The organism is Pseudomonas entomophila, from assembly GCF_018417595.1.
Classification (GTDB): domain Bacteria; phylum Pseudomonadota; class Gammaproteobacteria; order Pseudomonadales; family Pseudomonadaceae; genus Aquipseudomonas; species Aquipseudomonas entomophila_C.
Window position 1 is genome coordinate 4255425 of the sequence record NZ_CP070982.1, and the last position, 16776, is coordinate 4272200.

Annotated in this window: 14 protein-coding genes; 1 reads left to right on the forward strand and 13 read right to left on the reverse strand. The window is 63.2% G+C overall.

Features of this window, described 5'->3' with window-relative positions:
* Positions 1 to 67 precede the first annotated feature (67 nt).
* Positions 68 to 2692, reverse strand: coding sequence for an alanine--tRNA ligase (gene alaS / locus JYG34_RS18500; RefSeq protein WP_213657770.1), 2625 nt, complete (start codon positions 2690 to 2692; stop codon positions 68 to 70).
* Positions 2693 to 2932: 240 nt separating this feature from the next.
* Between alaS and JYG34_RS18505 the strand changes: the two genes are divergently transcribed.
* A complete protein-coding gene (locus JYG34_RS18505) occupies positions 2933 to 4108 on the forward strand; it encodes a M91 family zinc metallopeptidase (protein ID WP_213657771.1) in 1176 nt (391 codons plus the stop codon).
* A 15-nt stretch (positions 4109 to 4123) separates the two neighbouring features.
* On the opposite strand, the gene astE is transcribed toward JYG34_RS18505, so the two are convergent.
* The 12 genes from astE to JYG34_RS18565 form a co-directional block, all read right to left on the reverse strand.
* Positions 4124 to 5131, reverse strand: a complete 1008-nt coding sequence (gene astE / locus JYG34_RS18510) for a succinylglutamate desuccinylase (protein ID WP_213657772.1) — start codon at positions 5129 to 5131, stop codon at positions 4124 to 4126.
* A 10-nt stretch (positions 5132 to 5141) separates the two neighbouring features.
* Positions 5142 to 5432 carry a hypothetical protein gene (locus JYG34_RS18515; RefSeq protein ID WP_011534960.1) on the reverse strand — a complete coding sequence of 97 codons (291 nt, stop codon included), beginning with the start codon at positions 5430 to 5432 and terminating at the stop codon, positions 5142 to 5144.
* Between the two features lie 15 nt (positions 5433 to 5447).
* The gene (gene astB, locus JYG34_RS18520) at positions 5448 to 6797 is read right to left on the reverse strand and encodes an N-succinylarginine dihydrolase (RefSeq protein ID WP_213657773.1); all 1350 of its coding nucleotides are present in this window, start codon (positions 6795 to 6797) and stop codon (positions 5448 to 5450) included.
* 23 nt (positions 6798 to 6820) lie between these two features.
* Positions 6821 to 8284 carry a succinylglutamate-semialdehyde dehydrogenase gene (gene astD / locus JYG34_RS18525; RefSeq protein WP_213657774.1) on the reverse strand — a complete coding sequence of 488 codons (1464 nt, stop codon included), beginning with the start codon at positions 8282 to 8284 and terminating at the stop codon, positions 6821 to 6823.
* Positions 8285 to 9313 carry an arginine N-succinyltransferase gene (gene astA / locus JYG34_RS18530; protein WP_213657775.1) on the reverse strand — a complete coding sequence of 343 codons (1029 nt, stop codon included), beginning with the start codon at positions 9311 to 9313 and terminating at the stop codon, positions 8285 to 8287. It lies immediately after the preceding gene.
* Positions 9314 to 9368: 55 nt separating this feature from the next.
* The gene (gene aruF, locus JYG34_RS18535; RefSeq protein ID WP_213657776.1) at positions 9369 to 10388 is read right to left on the reverse strand and encodes an arginine/ornithine succinyltransferase subunit alpha; all 1020 of its coding nucleotides are present in this window, start codon (positions 10386 to 10388) and stop codon (positions 9369 to 9371) included.
* 141 nt (positions 10389 to 10529) lie between these two features.
* Entirely contained in the window at positions 10530 to 11750 is a 1221-nt protein-coding gene (locus tag JYG34_RS18540) for an aspartate aminotransferase family protein (RefSeq protein WP_213657777.1), read from the reverse strand.
* A gap of 468 nt (positions 11751 to 12218) precedes the next feature.
* Positions 12219 to 13199 (reverse strand): transcriptional regulator ArgR, encoded by a 981-nt coding sequence (gene argR / locus JYG34_RS18545; RefSeq protein WP_213657778.1) that lies wholly within the window; start codon positions 13197 to 13199, stop codon positions 12219 to 12221.
* Positions 13200 to 13302: 103 nt separating this feature from the next.
* Positions 13303 to 14067: an ABC transporter ATP-binding protein gene (locus tag JYG34_RS18550; protein WP_011534967.1), complete on the reverse strand. Its 765-nt coding sequence runs from the start codon at positions 14065 to 14067 to the stop codon at positions 13303 to 13305.
* 22 nt (positions 14068 to 14089) lie between these two features.
* A complete protein-coding gene (locus JYG34_RS18555) occupies positions 14090 to 14788 on the reverse strand; it encodes an ABC transporter permease (RefSeq protein WP_213657779.1) in 699 nt (232 codons plus the stop codon).
* Complete coding sequence (locus JYG34_RS18560; protein WP_011534969.1) at positions 14785 to 15474, reverse strand: ABC transporter permease; 690 nt, start codon at positions 15472 to 15474, stop codon at positions 14785 to 14787. Before JYG34_RS18560 ends, JYG34_RS18555 begins: the two co-directional genes overlap by 4 nt.
* A gap of 91 nt (positions 15475 to 15565) precedes the next feature.
* On the reverse strand, positions 15566 to 16351 hold the full coding sequence (locus JYG34_RS18565) for an ABC transporter substrate-binding protein (RefSeq protein WP_213657780.1): 786 nt from the start codon (positions 16349 to 16351) through the stop codon (positions 15566 to 15568).
* Positions 16352 to 16776 lie beyond the last annotated feature (425 nt).

Below are 16776 nucleotides of genomic sequence, written 5' to 3' on the forward strand. Positions count from 1 at the left end.
CCCTCAAGGGCCCCAAAAAACAATCCAACATGAAGAGGCCGGTGACTAGACCACCGGCCCCTTCATCTCAAAGTCCCTGCTCGGCGAACGGCACGGCGAGGGCCAGGGCCTGGTCCAGCGCGGCGACGTCGACGCCACCACCCTGGGCCATGTCCGGACGACCACCACCCTTGCCACCTACCACCGCGGCAGCTTGTTTCATCAGGTCGCCAGCCTTGAGTTGGCCGGAGAGGTCCTTGGTCACGCCAGCCACCAGCACGACCTTGCCCTCATGCTCGCTGCCCAGCAGGATCACTGCGTGGCCGAGCTTGTTCTTCAGTTGATCGACGAGCGCCAGCAGGGCCTTGCCGTCCTGCCCATCCAGGCGGGCGGCGAGAACCTTGGCACCCTTGACCTCAACGGCCGCATTGGAGAGATCGTCCCCGGCGGCGCTGGCGGCCTTGGCCTGCAGCTGCTCGAGCTGCTTTTCCAGCTGGCGGTTGCGCTCGAGCACAGCCGACAGCTTGTCGATCAGGTTGTCGCGATTGCCCTTGACCAGCTGCGCGGCTTCCTTGACCTGCTCTTCGGCAGCGTTCAGGTAGGCCAGCGCGGCGGCGCCGGTGATCGCTTCGATACGGCGCACGCCAGAAGCCACGCCACCTTCGCTGATGATCTTGAACAGGCTGATGTCGCCGGTGCGCTTGGCGTGAATGCCGCCGCACAGCTCGACGGAGAAGTCACCGCCCATGCTCAGCACGCGCACGGTGTCGCCATACTTCTCACCGAACAACGCCATGGCGCCTTTGGCCTTGGCGGTTTCGATATCGGTCAGCTCGGTCTTCACCTCGGTGTTGCGGCGCACTTCGCGATTGACGATGTCTTCCAGGGCCTTGATCTGCTCTGGCTTGACCGCCTCGAAGTGACTGAAGTCGAAACGCAGGCGCTGGCTGTCGACCAGCGAGCCTTTCTGCTGCACATGCTCGCCCAGCACCTGACGCAGCGCTTCGTGCAGCAGGTGGGTGGCGGAGTGGTTCAGCGAGGTGGCGTGCTGCACGTCTGCATCGACGCGGGCATCAACCGTGGCGCCGACAGTCAGCATGCCGCTGGCGATCACGCCGTGGTGCAGGAATGCGCCACCGGTCTTGGTGGTGTCGCGCACATCGAAGCGCGCTGCGCCAGCCTGGAGGTAGCCGGAGTCACCCACCTGGCCACCGGACTCGGCATAGAACGGGGTGCGATCAAGCACAACCACGCCCTCCTCGCCTTCTGCCAGTCGCTCGACCGGCTGGCCGTCCTTGTACAGGGCGATGACCTTGCCCTGGCCTTCGGTAGCGTCATAGCCGAGGAAGTCGGTGGCGGTGTCGACCTTGACCAGGCTGTTGTAGTCCATGCCGAAGGCGCTGGCGGAACGGGCTCGCTCACGCTGGGCCTCCATCTCGCGCTCGAAGCCGGCTTCGTCGATGGTCAGCTCGCGCTCGCGGGCGATATCGGCGGTCAGGTCCATGGGGAAGCCATAGGTGTCGTAAAGCTTGAACACCACGTCGCCCGGCACGACCTTACCCTGCAACTGGGCCAGGTCCTGCTCGAGGATACGCAGCCCTTGCTCCAGCGTCTTGGCGAACTGTTCTTCCTCGGTCTTGAGCACGCGCTCGATATGGGCCTGCTGGCCTTTGAGCTCAGGGAAGGCTTCGCCCATTTCCGTGACCAGCGCGGCGACGATCTTGTGGAAGAAACTGCCCTTGGCGCCGAGCTTGTTGCCGTGACGGCAGGCGCGGCGAATGATGCGGCGCAGCACATAGCCACGGCCTTCGTTCGAGGGCAGCACGCCGTCAGCGATCAGGAAGCCGCAGGAACGGATGTGGTCGGCGACCACTTTCAGCGACGGTTGCTCGTCGTTGCTGCAGCCGATGGCATTGGCGGCAGCGGCCAACAGGCTCTGGAACAGGTCGATCTCGTAGTTCGAGTGCACGTGCTGCATCACCGCACTGATGCGCTCCAAGCCCATGCCGGTGTCCACCGACGGGGCGGGCAGCGGGTGCAGGACGCCGTCGGCGGTGCGATTGAACTGCATGAAGACGTTGTTCCAGATCTCGATGTAGCGGTCACCGTCTTCCTCAGGCGAGCCGGGTGGGCCGCCCCAGATATCGGCGCCGTGGTCGTAGAAGATCTCGGTGCATGGGCCACATGGGCCGGTGTCGCCCATGGTCCAGAAGTTGTCGGAGGCGTACGGGGCGCCCTTGTTGTCACCGATGCGCACCATGCGCTCGGCCGGCACGCCGACTTCCTTGGTCCAGATGTCGTAGGCCTCGTCGTCGCTGGCGTAGACGGTGACCCACAGCTTCTCTTTCGGCAGGTTCAGCCACTTCTCGGAAGTGAGGAAGGTCCAGGCGAAGGTGATGGCGTCGCGCTTGAAATAGTCGCCGAAGCTGAAGTTGCCCAGCATCTCGAAGAAGGTGTGGTGACGGGCGGTGTAGCCGACGTTTTCCAGGTCGTTGTGCTTGCCACCGGCGCGCACGCACTTCTGGCTGCTCACGGCACGGGTGTAGGCGCGCTTTTCCTGGCCGAGGAAGCAGTCCTTGAACTGGTTCATGCCGGCGTTGGTGAACAACAAGGTCGGGTCATTGCCCGGGATCAGGGAGCTGGAGGCGACACGAGTATGTCCCTGCTCTTCGAAGAAGCGGAGGAAGGCTTCACGGATTTCTGCGCTTTTCATAGGTTCTTCCACGGAAACGGCGGCCACACGTCGAATCGACGAAACGACGGCAAAGGGCGCCATTATATCCAGCCTGAGCGACGGATGCAGTGGGTTTATAAGAGGAAACCATCAATCCGGGATGAAATGACCTTCATTTCCGGTGTCCGTGCCCCCGGCGCGGGATTGATTTAAGTAGTGCCTGCGCAGGCGCCTGCGCTCCGAGAATGGCCACACCATTTACCCGAAGACGGAGCACGCATGCCCAGCACTGACAGAATCAAGATCGGCACGGCCGCTGATGCCATTCACACCACCCGCGCCATTCCCTATGAGGACGCGATCCTCAGCGTGGAAACACTGCCATCGCCACCGATCGCGGCCAGCCCGTGCATATTGATTACGCTCAAGGCGTCCAGCGTCAAGCTGAGCATTCATCGCGGTGAGGACGGCGTGTCCCTGAGCATGCCGGCCGCCTACTACTTCATTACCCTGCACAAGCGGGAGGACGTGCAGGTGCGCACGGGTGACGGCGATGACACACTAGAGCTCAGCGCGGAAAACGACAGCGTGATCGCGATACAAACCGGTGCTGGCAACGATGTCATTCACGGCCATACAGGCACAAATGGCAATATTGTCGTCGATGCTGGTGCAGGCAACGACTACATGGAAGTGTCAGGCTCCGGTATCGCGACACTGTACGGTGGCAGCGGTAACGACGTGATGCAGGCCAACACCTCCCAAGCCAGCCTGTTCGCAGGCGAAGGGGATGACATCCTCGAAAGCCACGGCGCCTCGATCATCAGCGCACCAAGCGGCAGAAACCGCATCACCTGCAAGATGGGTGGCGACCAGGTCTACAGCAACGCGGATTCCCAGATCATCGCAATCAGTGGTGGCGTCGCCTTGCCCACTGCGGGCGCGCATGCCGGCTACCAGGCGATCAGTATCGATGGCGATATCACCTATCACAACCGCGTGAGCGATCTACTCGCGCTGCTGGCCACAACCAAGGCCGGCAACAGCCTACTGACAAGCCTCGATGCCAGCGGCGCCCAAATCACCATCAGGGAGATCGGTTCGCTGGACAACGCCTACTATGAGCCCGACGACATTCACCTCGACCCCTCCGTTCGCGGCATCGATCAAGCAGGCAACAGGCAACTGGCCGGCAGCATCGGCTTCAACCCCCTCACGCAAAAACCCAACACACCCGCTGCGGTAATCCTGTTTCACGAACTCTGCCACGCCTGGAACTACGCCAATGGCACGGTCTTGCCAGACCATGAAAACCAGGTCACAGGATTACCAACGGCGGACAGCTTCGATTTCGATGGCGACCCCAATACCCCGCCGACCAATACCAACCCCGATCCGTTCAACGAAAACGCCTTGCGCCACGAGCTCGGCCTGCCAAGGCGCAATACCTACTGACCGGTCATCGATCACTCACACCAGCTGACGCCCATCATTGGGCACCACCAGAATCCCCGCCCTTAGGCCATTCTTGACCTTGGGGTTGGGGAAGATGATCCGCGCGCCCTCCTCCTCGACCACCCAGCGCGTCTCGGCCAGGTCTTCGGCGAGCAGATAGCCCTTGCTCAACTCGGAGAAGTTTTCGATGTCCGCCGGCAGGTGCAGGTGGAAGCTGTCGCTGTGCTTGATGATCTCGCGCGCGACGCTGAACAGCTTGAGCCCATCCAGGGACTGCTCGGTGTTCGGCTCGGAATCTTCGATCAGCTGGATCAGACGGTTCTCGAGTTTGTCGAGATTGACCTCGTCGTTCTGCCCGAACGGGCGAGCCTTACCCAGTTCCAGAGTGAAGGCTTCGGCATCCAACTGCTCGTAGGTGAAAGCACTGAAGGTGATCGACGACTTGCTCTGCAGCAATACCGCCTCCATTCCGGCCGCAGCCAGGCGAGCCAACTCGCGACGGGAGTGCTTGCGACCTTCCTTGTACGGATAAAGCGCGAACTGCTCGATCCTCGACCCGCGAATGGCGGTATGCAGGTCGTAGTGCAGGCGGGTGCGCTTGGGCTTGCTGAAGAATACCCGGGCGAACTGTTCGAGCTCCGCGGCGCGCAAAGCCTCGAAGCCACTGGAGAGTTCGTGGCGACCATTGAACAGGCGGTTGATGTCCTGCTCGATGAAACGCTCGCCCTTGCGGATCGCCGCCGGGTTGCCGAACAGGAACAGCACCCGGGCACGGGGCTTGATCTTGCCGTTGGCAATACCGTGCAGCAACCGCTCGAGCAGTTCGATCGGCGCTGTCTCGTTGCCATGGATACCTGCCGACAGCAGCAGGTCGCGCTCGCAATCATCGCCTTCGGGCGGGCGCACTTCCAGCGCGCCCTCCCCCAGCCAGCGCAGACGCACGCCCCTGGTGGTCACTTGGGTCTTCTCGGCCGGTTCGTGACCGGTCAGGGTCAGCTCAAGCAGTTTGCCAAGGGCAAGCATAGGCGCTTCCTTAGTGGTGGTGGCCGCAGTCCGGGCCATGGACGTGGTCGTCGTCACCGGCAACGTCGGCCGGCTCCATTTCCAGCTGCAGGCTGACCAGGTTGGTGGCCATCGGGCGCAGCAGCAGGTTGGCGTACTCGGTGTCGTCTTCCTCGACATCGACGCCGATCAGCAGCTGCCCACGGCCGTCCTGCTGGATCCACACTTCCTTGCCTTGCCAGACCACGGCAAAGCGGGTGCACGAGGTTTCCAGCTGGGTGCCGTCTTCATCTTCCAGGATCAGGCGCAGGGCGTCGGACATTGCAATTTCTCTCTATCAAGGTTGGCGTTGGAACGGATAGACCGAACCCAGTTTCAGAATTTGGGTCAGTTCATCCAGTGCCGTACGGCATTCAACCAACAGCTGCGGGTCGGCCAGGTCCGCCTCGCCAAGGCGATCGCGGTAGTGCTTGTCGACCCACTGCACCAGGGTGTCGTACAGCGAGGCGGTCATGATAACGCCTGGATTGACCGCCGCCAGCTCCGATTCCTTCAGCGCCACGCGCAAACGCAGGCAAGCCGGGCCGCCACCGTTCTGCATGCTCTGCTTGAGGTCGAACACCTTGACCTCCTTCACCGGGCCGCCCTGGCTGGTCAGCTGGCCCAGGTAGGCCCAGACACGCTCGTTGTTGCGGCACTCTTCCGGCACCACCAGCAGCATCGAACCATCCTCGCGGCTAAGCAGCTGGCTGTTGAACAGGTAGGAACGCACCGCGTCCTCCACCGTCACCGCTGCGCGTGGTACGCAGATGCCCTTGAAGTTGCCACCCTTGCTGGCCAGTTTAGCCTGCAGTTGCCCCAGCACCGCATCGGTCTCGAGGAAGGCGTCCTCGTGGTAGAACAGCACCTCGCCGTTGCCCACCGCGATCACGTCGTTGTGGAACACGCCCTGGTCGATCACCGCCGGGTTCTGTTGAGCGTAGACCACGCCGCCATCGCTCAGCCCGTGCAGCCGAGCGACAGCCTGTGAAGCCTCCAGGGTCTGGCGCGCTGGATACTTCTGTGGCGCAGGGTAACGGCTGTCGAAAGCGCTGCGGCCATAGACGAAGAACTCGACACCAGCCTCGCCGTAGGCGCGGCAGAAACGGGTGTGGTTGGCCGCGCCTTCGTCACCGAACTGCGCCACGGCTGGCAGCGCTTCATGGTGGGCGAAGACCTTGTCATCGCTGAACATGGCACTGAGCACACGGCTGGTGGTCGGGTGCTCGATGCTGCGATGGTACTTGCAGTTGAGGTTGGCGGCGGTGAAATGCACGCGACCGTCGGCCGTGTCGGCACTCGGGCTGACGGTGGCGGCGTTGGCCACCCACATGCTCGACGCCGAGCAACTGGCAACCAGCAGCGGCATGGCCTCTTTCGCGGCGCGCTGGATCACTTCGGCATCGCTGCCGGTGAAGCCCAGGCGGCGCAGCGCGGCGATGTCCGGACGCTCCTGCGGGGCCAGCACGCCCTGCTTGAAGCCCATTTCCATCAATGCCTTCATCTTCGCCAGGCCCTGGCGCGCGGCCTCACGCGGGTTGGACCCCTGCTGGCTGTTGCTCTGCGAGGCTACGTTGCCGTACGACAGGCCGCCGTAGTTGTGGGTCGGCCCCACCAGGCCATCAAAATTCACTTCAAAGGATTTCATCGGCAAGGCTCCGAGACCTGTTGTTATAGGGTGACGCCCGGCGTCAGGGTCGCCGGCAGTGCAAGGCTCGCGGTCTCCAGCGAAGCCACGGGGTAGGCGCAGTAGTCCGCCGCATAGTAGGCGCTGGCGCGGTGGTTGCCGCTGGCGCCGACGCCACCGAACGGCGCGCTGCTGGCGGCGCCGGTCAGCTGCTTGTTCCAGTTGACGATGCCGGCGCGGCTGCGCAGCCAGAAGTGCTGGTAGCGGGCATTGGAGTCCGACAGCAGGCCGGCGGCCAGGCCGTACTGAGTGTTGTTGGCTTCCTCGATCGCCGCGTCGAAATCGGCATAGCGGATCACTTGCAGCAACGGGCCGAAGAATTCTTCGTCAGGGCGCCCCGCCACAGTGGTGACATCGATGATGCCAGGCGTGAGCAAGGCGGCCCCGGCTTGCGGCTGGGTCATTTCCAGCAGCGCCACGGCACCCTTGCCGATCAGCTCGGCCTGGGCCGCCAACAGCGCTTGAGCAGCTTGCAGCGAGATCACCGAGCCCATGAACGGCGCGGGCTGCTGGTCGAATGCGCCGACACTGATGCCGCGGCTGACCTCGACCAGGCGCTGGATGAGCGAATCACCCCACGCACCCTGCGGTACCAGCAGGCGGCGGGCACAGGTGCAGCGCTGGCCGGCGGAGATGAAGGCCGACTGGATGATGGTGTAGACCGCGGCGTCCAGGTCCTTGACCTCGTCGACCACCAGCGGGTTGTTGCCGCCCATTTCCAGAGCGAGGATTTTGTCCGGGCGACCGGCGAATTGTTGGTGCAGCAGGTTGCCCGTGCGGCTGGAGCCGGTGAAGAACAATCCGTCGATGCCCGGGTTGGCGGCCAGCGCCACGCCGGTTTCGCGGGCGCCTTGAACCAGGTTGAGCACACCGGCCGGCAGGCCGGCTTCGACCCAGCACTTGACCGTCAGCTCGGCGACCTTCGGTGTCAGCTCGCTGGGTTTGAAGACCACGCAATTGCCGGCCAGCAACGCCGGAACGATATGACCATTGGGCAGGTGGCCGGGGAAGTTGTACGGGCCGAACACCGCGACCACGCCATGGGGCTTGTGGCGCAGCACAGCGGTAGCATCCGCCAGCGGGCCGCTCTTCTCGCCGGTGCGCTCACGGTAGCTCTGCACCGAGATGGCGACCTTGTTGATCATGCTGGTCACTTCAGTGGCCGACTCCCACAGTGGCTTGCCAGTTTCCTCACCGATGCAGCGCGCCAGCTCCTCGGCACGCGCCTTGAGCTTGTCGGCAAAGGCCTCCAACACACTGACGCGCGCCTCCAGACTCAACGATGCCCAGGCGGGGAACGCCTGGCGGGCAGCCTGAACGGCAGCCTCGACCTGGGCGGCATCGGCACCCTGCCCCTCCCAGATCACTGCCTGGGTGACAGGGTTGAGCGATTGCAGGGCTTCGCCCTGGCCGGCCAGCCACTGGCCTGCGATGTAATGCGTGGTCATTTATTGAGCCTCCCGGCCGGCGGACAGCGGTACCGCGCGCACATTGTCGCCGGCACCCAGGCGCAAGCGCTTGGCGGTTTGCGGGTCGACCACCAGGGTGCCGGCCGCCAGGCGTGCGGGCGCTGCGGTAATACGGCAGTCTTCGCGCTTGCGGTTATGGATGATGTAGGGGGTGGCGTCGTCGCCCGGCGTACCCACGGCCAGCACCAGGGTCTCGCTGTCGCGCACGGCGCGGATCTTCGAGGTCTCGCACTCGATGGCCGGGCCTGCGTCGAAAATGTCGACGTAACCCTGGTAATTGAAGCCTTCGCGCTTGAGCATGGCCAACGCAGGCTCGGTGTCGGTGTGCACACGGCCGATCACATCACGCGCAGCTTGCGACAGGAAGCAGGTGTACAGAGGGAACCTGGGCATCAGCTCGGCGATGAACGACTTGTTGCCCACACCAGTTAGATAGTCGGCCTGGCTGAACTCCATCTTGAAGAAGTGCCGCCCCAGGCTTTCCCAGAACGGCGAACGGCCCTGGTCATCAGACATGCCGCGCATCTCGGCGATGATCTTGTTGCCGAACAGTTCGGGGAACTCGGCGATGAACAGCATGCGCGCTTTCGACAGCAGACGGCCGTTGAGGCCCGTGCGGTGATCACCGCGCAGGAACAGCGAGCACAGTTCGGAGTTGCCGGTCAGGTCGTTGGCCAGGAACAGCGTGGGGATCTCGCGGTAGATATTCAGCTCCTGCGAGGCACTGACGGTCAGCCCGACCCGGTAGTTGTACCAGGGCTCACGCAGGCCGACGGCACCGGCGATGGCACTGATGCCGACCACCAGGCCCTCGTCGTTCTCCAGCACGAACAGGTAGTCGGTGTCGCCGCGCTCGGCTTCGCCACGGAAGCTTTTCTCGGCCCAGCCGACCCGCTGGCCGAGGCGTTCCTCGTTGGCGGGAAGCGTGGTCAGCCCGGTGGTGCCGGTGCTGCGGGCCAACTCGATCAGCGCGGGTAAATCGCTGCTGCGTACAGGACGAACGATCATGCTATCTCCTTGTGCGGCGGTCTGTGCCCGCCGCGAAACTCTCTGTTCCGGCGTATCAGACCGCGACCAGGCGCACGCTGGCGCCCTCGCCGACACCCAGGGCCTCGGCGGCTTCGCTGTTCAGGCTGACCGGTTTGCCCGGCACCCAGTCCAGCTCCAGCAACACCGCGCGATAATCCTGCAACTGGCCATTGCACACCAGGTAGGGGCGCCCGCCTTTGATCGGGGCGTCGTCGAGCTTGACCGGCACCACGCGGCTCTGGGCGATGGAGCGAATGCCCGAAGTGCGTGCATGCAAGGTTGGCCCGCCGTCGAAGATGTCGATGTAGTGCTCGGTCTCGAAGCCTTCGCGCATGAGGATGTCGAAGGTGATCTGCGCACGCGGGTGGACCTGGCCCATGGCCTCCTGCGCCGCATCGGGCAGCAGCGGCACGTAGATCGGGTAGTGCGGCATCAGCTCGGCGAGGAAGGTGCGGCTCTTCAAGCCGCACAGGCGCTCGGCGTCGGCATAGTTGAGGTCGAAGAAGTTGCGGCCGATGGCATCCCAGAACGGCGACTCGCCTTGCTCGTCGCTGTAGCCGACGATTTCGGTCACCACCGACTCGGCGAAACGCTCGGGGTGGGCGGCCATGAACAGCAGGCGCCCACGGGAATTCAGCTCGGCGAAGGCACTGCTGACCAGTTCCGGCACCACATAAAAGCTGGTCAGCAGGCTGTTGCCGGTCAGGTCGTGGCACAACGACAAGACGTGGATCTTGTTGTGTATCTTCAGCTCGCGCGAGGCGTGCACGAAGGTCTCGTTGCGGAAGCTGTAGAACGGCTCGGAGTAACCGGCCGAGGCGACAATGGCCGAGCAGCCGACCAGCTTGCCGGTGGCGCTGTCCTCGAGCACGAAGAAGTAGCTCTCCTCGCCATTGAAACTGACTTCGGCGGCGAAGGAGGTTTCCGACGCGGCGATCTTGTCGCCCAGGCGGCCGGCATCGTCCGGCAGCGAGGTGACACCAATGGGGCTGTCGGCAGCCATGCGCTGCACTTCGTTCAGATCCGCCATTTGCGCGGGGCGCATCACCAGCATGGTGTCACTCCTTTCGGGAAAGCGTGCCGATCACATCGGCACGGAAAAACGGCGGGCACGCGCCACTACCTGCAAGCAGGTGCCCGCACTGGAATTCAGGTATCGCCGGCCCCGCTCAGGGCCGGCGAACGGACCGAGGGCTCAGCCCTGGGTCAGTTTGCGCACGGCGCGCTCGAAGCGATTCAGGCCTTCGTCGATGTCGGCATCTTCGACCACCAGGCTGGGGGCGAAGCGCACCACGTCCGGGCCGGCCTGCAGGACCATCACGCCTTCTTTTTCGGCGGCGTTGAGGATGTCCTTGGCCTTGCCTTTCCAGGCCTCGCTCAGTACGCAACCGATCAACAAACCAACGCCGCGCACCAGGGTGAACAGGCCGGTTTCCTGCCCGATCTTCTCCAGGCGGGTCTTGAAGCGCTCATGCTTCGCTTTGATACCTGCCAGGGTTTCCGGGGTATTGACCACGTCCAGCACGGCGCAGGCCACGGCGCAGCCCAGGGGGTTGCCGCCGTAAGTGGTGCCGTGGGTACCGACTGCCAGGTGCTTGGCGATGTCGGTGGTGGTCAGCATGGCGCCAATCGGGAAGCCGCCGCCCAGGCTCTTGGCGCTGGTCAGGATGTCCGGCGTCACGCCGTAGTGCTGGTAGGCGTACAGCGAGCCGGTGCGGCCGACGCCGGTCTGCACTTCGTCGAAGATCAGCAGGGCGTTGTGCTCGTCGCACAGCTTGCGCGCGCCTTCGAGGTAGGTTTTGTCAGCCGGGACGACACCGCTCTCGCCCTGGATCGGTTCGATGACCACGGCGCAGGTCTTGTCGGAAATTTGCGCCTTGAGCGCCTCCAGGTCGTTGTACGGGACGTGGCTGATGCCAGTGATCTTCGGGCCGAAACCATCGGAGTACTTCGGCTGGCCACCGACGCTGACGGTGAACAGGGTTCGACCGTGGAAGCTGTTCACCGTCGCAATGATTTCGTGCTTCTCGGGGCCGAAACGGTCGTGGGCGACACGACGGGCCAGCTTGAAAGCGGCCTCGTTGGATTCAGCACCGGAGTTGCAGAAGAAAGCCCGCTCGGCGAAGGTCGCATCCACCAGCTTGTGCGCCAGGCGCAGGGCCGGTTCATTGGTGAAAACGTTGGAGACGTGCCAAAGCGTATTGGCCTGCTCGGTCAACGCCTTGACCAGCGCCGGATGGCAGTGACCCAGAGCGTTCACGGCGATACCGCCGGCGAAGTCGATCAGCTCGCGACCCGACTGATCCCAGACGCGGGAGCCCTCGCCGCGCACGGGAATGAACGCCGCGGGGGAGTAGTTCGGCACCATGACCTGGTCGAAATCGGCACGTTGCACCGGGGCTTGCTCAACGGACATCTGAGTCTCCTGAAGAGGAACGCTGGCCTGGAAGTGGCGAGCGATGAGGGGATTGTAAGGACTGATTGGCGCCTGTCCTTGCTGCCAGGCGACAACTTGTTACAGCGCAAAACCCAGTTTTGGCAAGGTTTTCGGCAATGCGACAAACAGTGTCGCAATAGCGCAGTGTACGGGAGAGAGGAGGCTGGGTGAACGGCTGTTCACACGACAGGGGAAGGCTCGCGGATGCAGGGCGCCGCCCGCGCGGCGCATCGCGGATAAATCCGCTCCTACATCCGTCGCAACGTGCCGCACCTGTCAACCGAGGGACAGGCGGGGCGACAGCAGCACCAACCGATAAATCGCGCCGATGGTTTATCTACCATGGCCACGTTGCAACAAGTGTAGGAGCGGATTTATCCGCGATGCGCCGCGCCGACGGCGCTCGATCCACCCCCCCCGCAAAACCCCAGGCACACACCCCGAAGATCAACCGCGCTCGGCCGGCGCTGAACTCAGCTCGAACGGGCTGCTGCTGCGCCGCTGGTTGCGGTCTTCACGGGGCGTTGCGCCAAAGAAGTTGCGGTACGCACTGGAGAAGTGCGGCCCGGAGGAGAACCCGCACGATAGCCCGATCTGGATGATCGACTTGCTGGTCTGCATCAACATCTGCCGCGCCTTGTTCAGGCGCAGTTCCAGGTAGTACTGGCTGGGAACGCGATTGAGGTACTGCTTGAAGATTCGTTCCAACTGGCGACGGGACACGCACACATGCTGGGCGATCTCGTCGGTGGTCAGCGGCTCTTCGATATTGGCCTCCATCAGCAGCACCGCCTGGGTGAGCTTCGGATGACTGGAGCCCAGGCGATTCTGCAGGGGAATGCGCTGGCGCTCGCCACCTTCGCGAATGCGTTCGACCACCAGCTCTTCCGACACCGCCCCCGCCAGCTCCGCGCCATGATCGCGCGCCAGCACCGCCAGTAGCAGGTCGGTCACCGCCATGCCGCCGCAAGCGGTCAGCCGATCCCGATCCCAGTCGAACAGGTGGCTGGTGGCGATCACCTTGGGGAAGCGCTCGGCGAAATCATCCTGCCAGCGCCAGTGCACCGCCGCTCGGTAACCGTCGAGCAAGCCCAGCGCCGCCAACGGATACACGCCCGCAGACAGGCCACCGATCATGCAGCCACTGCGCGCCAGTTGCTTGAGCGCGCTCGACAGCGCCGAACCGATGGCAGCGGGCGGCTCATCGGCCAGCAGGAACAGCTTGTGACACCCCTCCAGACGACCATTCCAGGGCTCGCCCGGCAAGCGCCAAGCGCCCTCCTGACCCACTTCGGCCTGGAGAAACGCCAGCTCGTAGACCACATCCGGATGCACCCGCTGGGCCACCTGCAACACCTCTTCAGCCAATGCGAGCGTCAGCGGCCGGGTGCTGGGCCAGATGAGAAATCCGATTCGCTGGGTGGTCATAGGGCGTGGTCCGAAACCTGGGAAGGAGGGGTCGCGCTTGTGGCGCCGAGGCACGCTGCGTGCGTTGCGCAGCATGCCCCATTCTGGTGCAAAAGTGCAGCGATTACTTCAGGCTGCCGGAGAGGAACTGCTTGAGCCGTTCCGACTGCGGATTGACCAGCACTTCACGTGGGCAACCACGTTCTTCCACCAAACCTTTGTGCAGGAACACCAGCTGGTTGGACACCTCGCGGGCAAAGCCCATCTCGTGGGTGACCACGACCATGGTGCGACCTTCCTGGGCCAGCGACTGCATGACCTTGAGCACATCACCCACCAGCTCCGGGTCCAGCGCCGAAGTGGGTTCGTCGAACAACATCACCTCAGGCTCCATGGCCAGGGCCCGGGCAATGGCCACGCGCTGCTGCTCGCCACCGGACATGTGGCCTGGGAAGGCGTCCTTGCGATGGGCCACGCCAACCTTGGCCAGGTAATGTTCGGCCTTCTCCAGCGCTTCTTTCTTGTTCACGCCCAGCACATGCACCGGCGCCTCGATGACGTTCTCCAGCGCAGTCATGTGCGACCACAGGTTGAAGTGCTGGAACACCATCGACAGGCGCGAGCGCATGCGCTGCAGCTGCTTCGGGTCGGCAGCCTTGAGCGCGCCGTCCTTGCCCGCCACCAGTTTGAGCTCTTCGTTGTTGAGCAGGATCTTGCCCGCGTGCGGCTGCTCCAGCAGGTTGATGCAGCGCAGGAAGGTGGATTTGCCCGAGCCGCTGGAGCCGATGATGCTGATCACGTCGCCTGCCTTGGCTTCGAGGGAGACGCCCTTGAGCACCTCATGGCTGCCGTAGCGCTTGTGCAGGTCTTGGATTTGGAGTTTGTACATGCTGTCGGATCTCACAGAGCGGTCAGTGCTTGCGCGGCGCCAGGTAGCCGAGCCAGCGGCGTTCGGCCATCTTGAACAGGCGCACGAGGATGAAGGTCAGGCACAGGTAGAACACGCCCGCCGTGATGTAGGCCTCGAAAGGCAGGTAGAACTGGGCGTTGACCGTGCGCGCGGCGCCGGTGATGTCGATCAGGGTGACGATCGACGCCAGGCTGGTGGTCTGCAGCATCATGATCACTTCGTTGCTGTACTGCGGCAGCGCGCGGCGCAGCGCGGAAGGCAACAGGATGCGGCGGTACATCTTCATGCGTGACATACCGATGGCCTTGGCCGCCTCGATCTCGCCATGGGGCGTGGCCTTGAGGCTGCCTGCGATGATCTCGGCAGTATAGGCGCTGGTGTTGATGGCGAAGGCCAGGCAGGCGCAGAAGGTCGCGCTGGACAGCCATGGCCACAGGAAGCTTTCGCGTACTGCCTCGAACTGGGCCAGGCCGTAGTAGATCAGGAACAGCTGCACCAGCATCGGCGTGCCGCGGATCACGTAGGTATACAGCCAGGCGGTCATGTTCACCAGCGGCTGCTTCGACACCCGCATCAGGCCCAGCGGGATGGCCGCCAGCAGGCCGAAGAACAGCGACAGCGCCAGCAGCTTGAGGGTGGTCAGCAAGCCGCCGAGGTACAGCGGCATGGCATCCCAGATGACGTTGTAGTCGAAGATCATAGTTCAGCCGCCTTGACGCCCACCGAGTAGCGCTTCTCGAGATACCGCAACGCCAGCAGCGAGACACTGGTGAGCACCAGGTACAACGCCGCCACCGCCAGGAAGAAGGTGAAGGGTTCGCGGGTGGCATCCGCCGCCTGCTTGGCCTTGAACATCATGTCCTGCAGGCCGACCACCGAGATCAACGCGGTCGCCTTGGTCAACACCAGCCAGTTGTTGGTGAAACCCGGGATCGCCAGGCGGATCATCTGCGGCACCATGATGCGGAAGAACACCTGAACGCCGCTCATGCCGTAGGCCGCGCCCGCCTCGGCCTGCCCCTTGGGGATCCCCAGGAAAGCGCCGCGGAAGGTTTCCGACAGGTAGGCACCAAAGATGAAGCCGAGGGTGCCGATACCGGCGACCAGCGGGTTCAGGTCGATGTAGTCGTCATAGCCGAGCAGCGGCGCCACCCGGTTGAGGAGGTCCTGGCCGCCGTAGAAGATCAGCAGGATCAACACCAGGTCGGGGATGCCACGGATCACCGTGGAGTACAGGTCACCCAGCCAGGCCAGCCAGCGTACCGGCGACAAACGCAGCGCCACACCGACAAGGCCGAGGACGATGGCCAGGGCCATCGACGACAAGGCGAGCTGCAGCGTCAGCCACGCCCCGTCGAGGATGACTGCCCCATAGCCTTTCAACATGATTCGGATTCCTCAGGGCTTGGGAATGAAAAATGGTGCAAACCTCAGAGATTCTGCTGTTTGCACCATTGCACAGGTGAAACTCGACGGCTTAGTTCGAATCCGGGCCGTAGATGTCGAAATTGAAGTACTTGGCTTCGATCTGCTTGTACTTGCCGTTCTTGCGGATAGCGTCGATGGCCGCATTGATACGGTCGGCGTTTTCCTTGTCGCCCTTGCGTACGGCGATACCAATACCGTCACCGAAGTACTTGGAGTCGGTGAATGCCGGGCCGACGAAGGCGAAGCCCTTGCCGGCGTCGGTTTTCAGGAAGCCGTCTTCCAGCAGGGTGGCATCGGCCACGGTACCGTCCAGACGGCCAGCGGCGACGTCCAGGTAGATTTCGTTCTGGGTGCCGTAAGGCACGACGGTGGCACCTTGCGCGGCCAACACTTCCTTGGCGAAGCGGTCGTGGATCGAACCGCGCTGCACACCGATCTTCTTGCCCTTCAGCTCAGTCAGGCCCTCGCTCACGGTAGTACCTTCCTTCATGACCAGACGAGCCGGGGTCAGGTAGTAGCGCTTGCTGAAGTCAACCGATTTCTTGCGATCGTCAGTGATCGACATGGACGACAGGATGGCGTCGATCTTGCGCACTTTCAGCGCCGGGATCAGGCCGTCGAACTCTTGCTCGACCCAAGTGCACTTGGCTTTCATCTCTTCGCACAGGGCGTTGCCGATGTCGTAGTCGAAGCCGGCGATGCTGCCGTCGGGTTGCTTGAAGGCGAACGGTGGGTAGGCGGCTTCGATACCGATCTTCAACGGTTTCTCATCGGCGTGCGATACCAGGGAAAACACGGAAAGCGCCAGGGCGCCAAGCAGTGCGAGCTTCTTCATCAGGTAACTCCATCGGTACGGGGCAATACAAGGCAGTTGTAACGGCTGCCCGATATGCGAATGGGTACAACGCGAGCCGCGCAGGGTTCGACCAAGGTCGCAGACCACGAGCGAGTGAATGGCATTTTAGCGACAGCCCGGTAGTCGATATTTCTTCAAAGCGACAACTAGTTACAGAAGCGCCAGGAACCGCGGCGGGCGATATTGACAGCTCCTGCGGATTATGCAAGAGCAAAAAGAAAAATAACCTATACCCCAAGCAATAAGCGGGCCCATTATTGGCAAACCCTTGTATCTCGGCAAGTGCAGCATGCCGCGATGCACGAAATGCTCGCAGAAACGCACCAGAATCGCACATGAATGTTCCCGCAAGCCCCGCTTTCGCGCACACGCGGTGACAGCCACGGTTACCGATGAATGTCGGA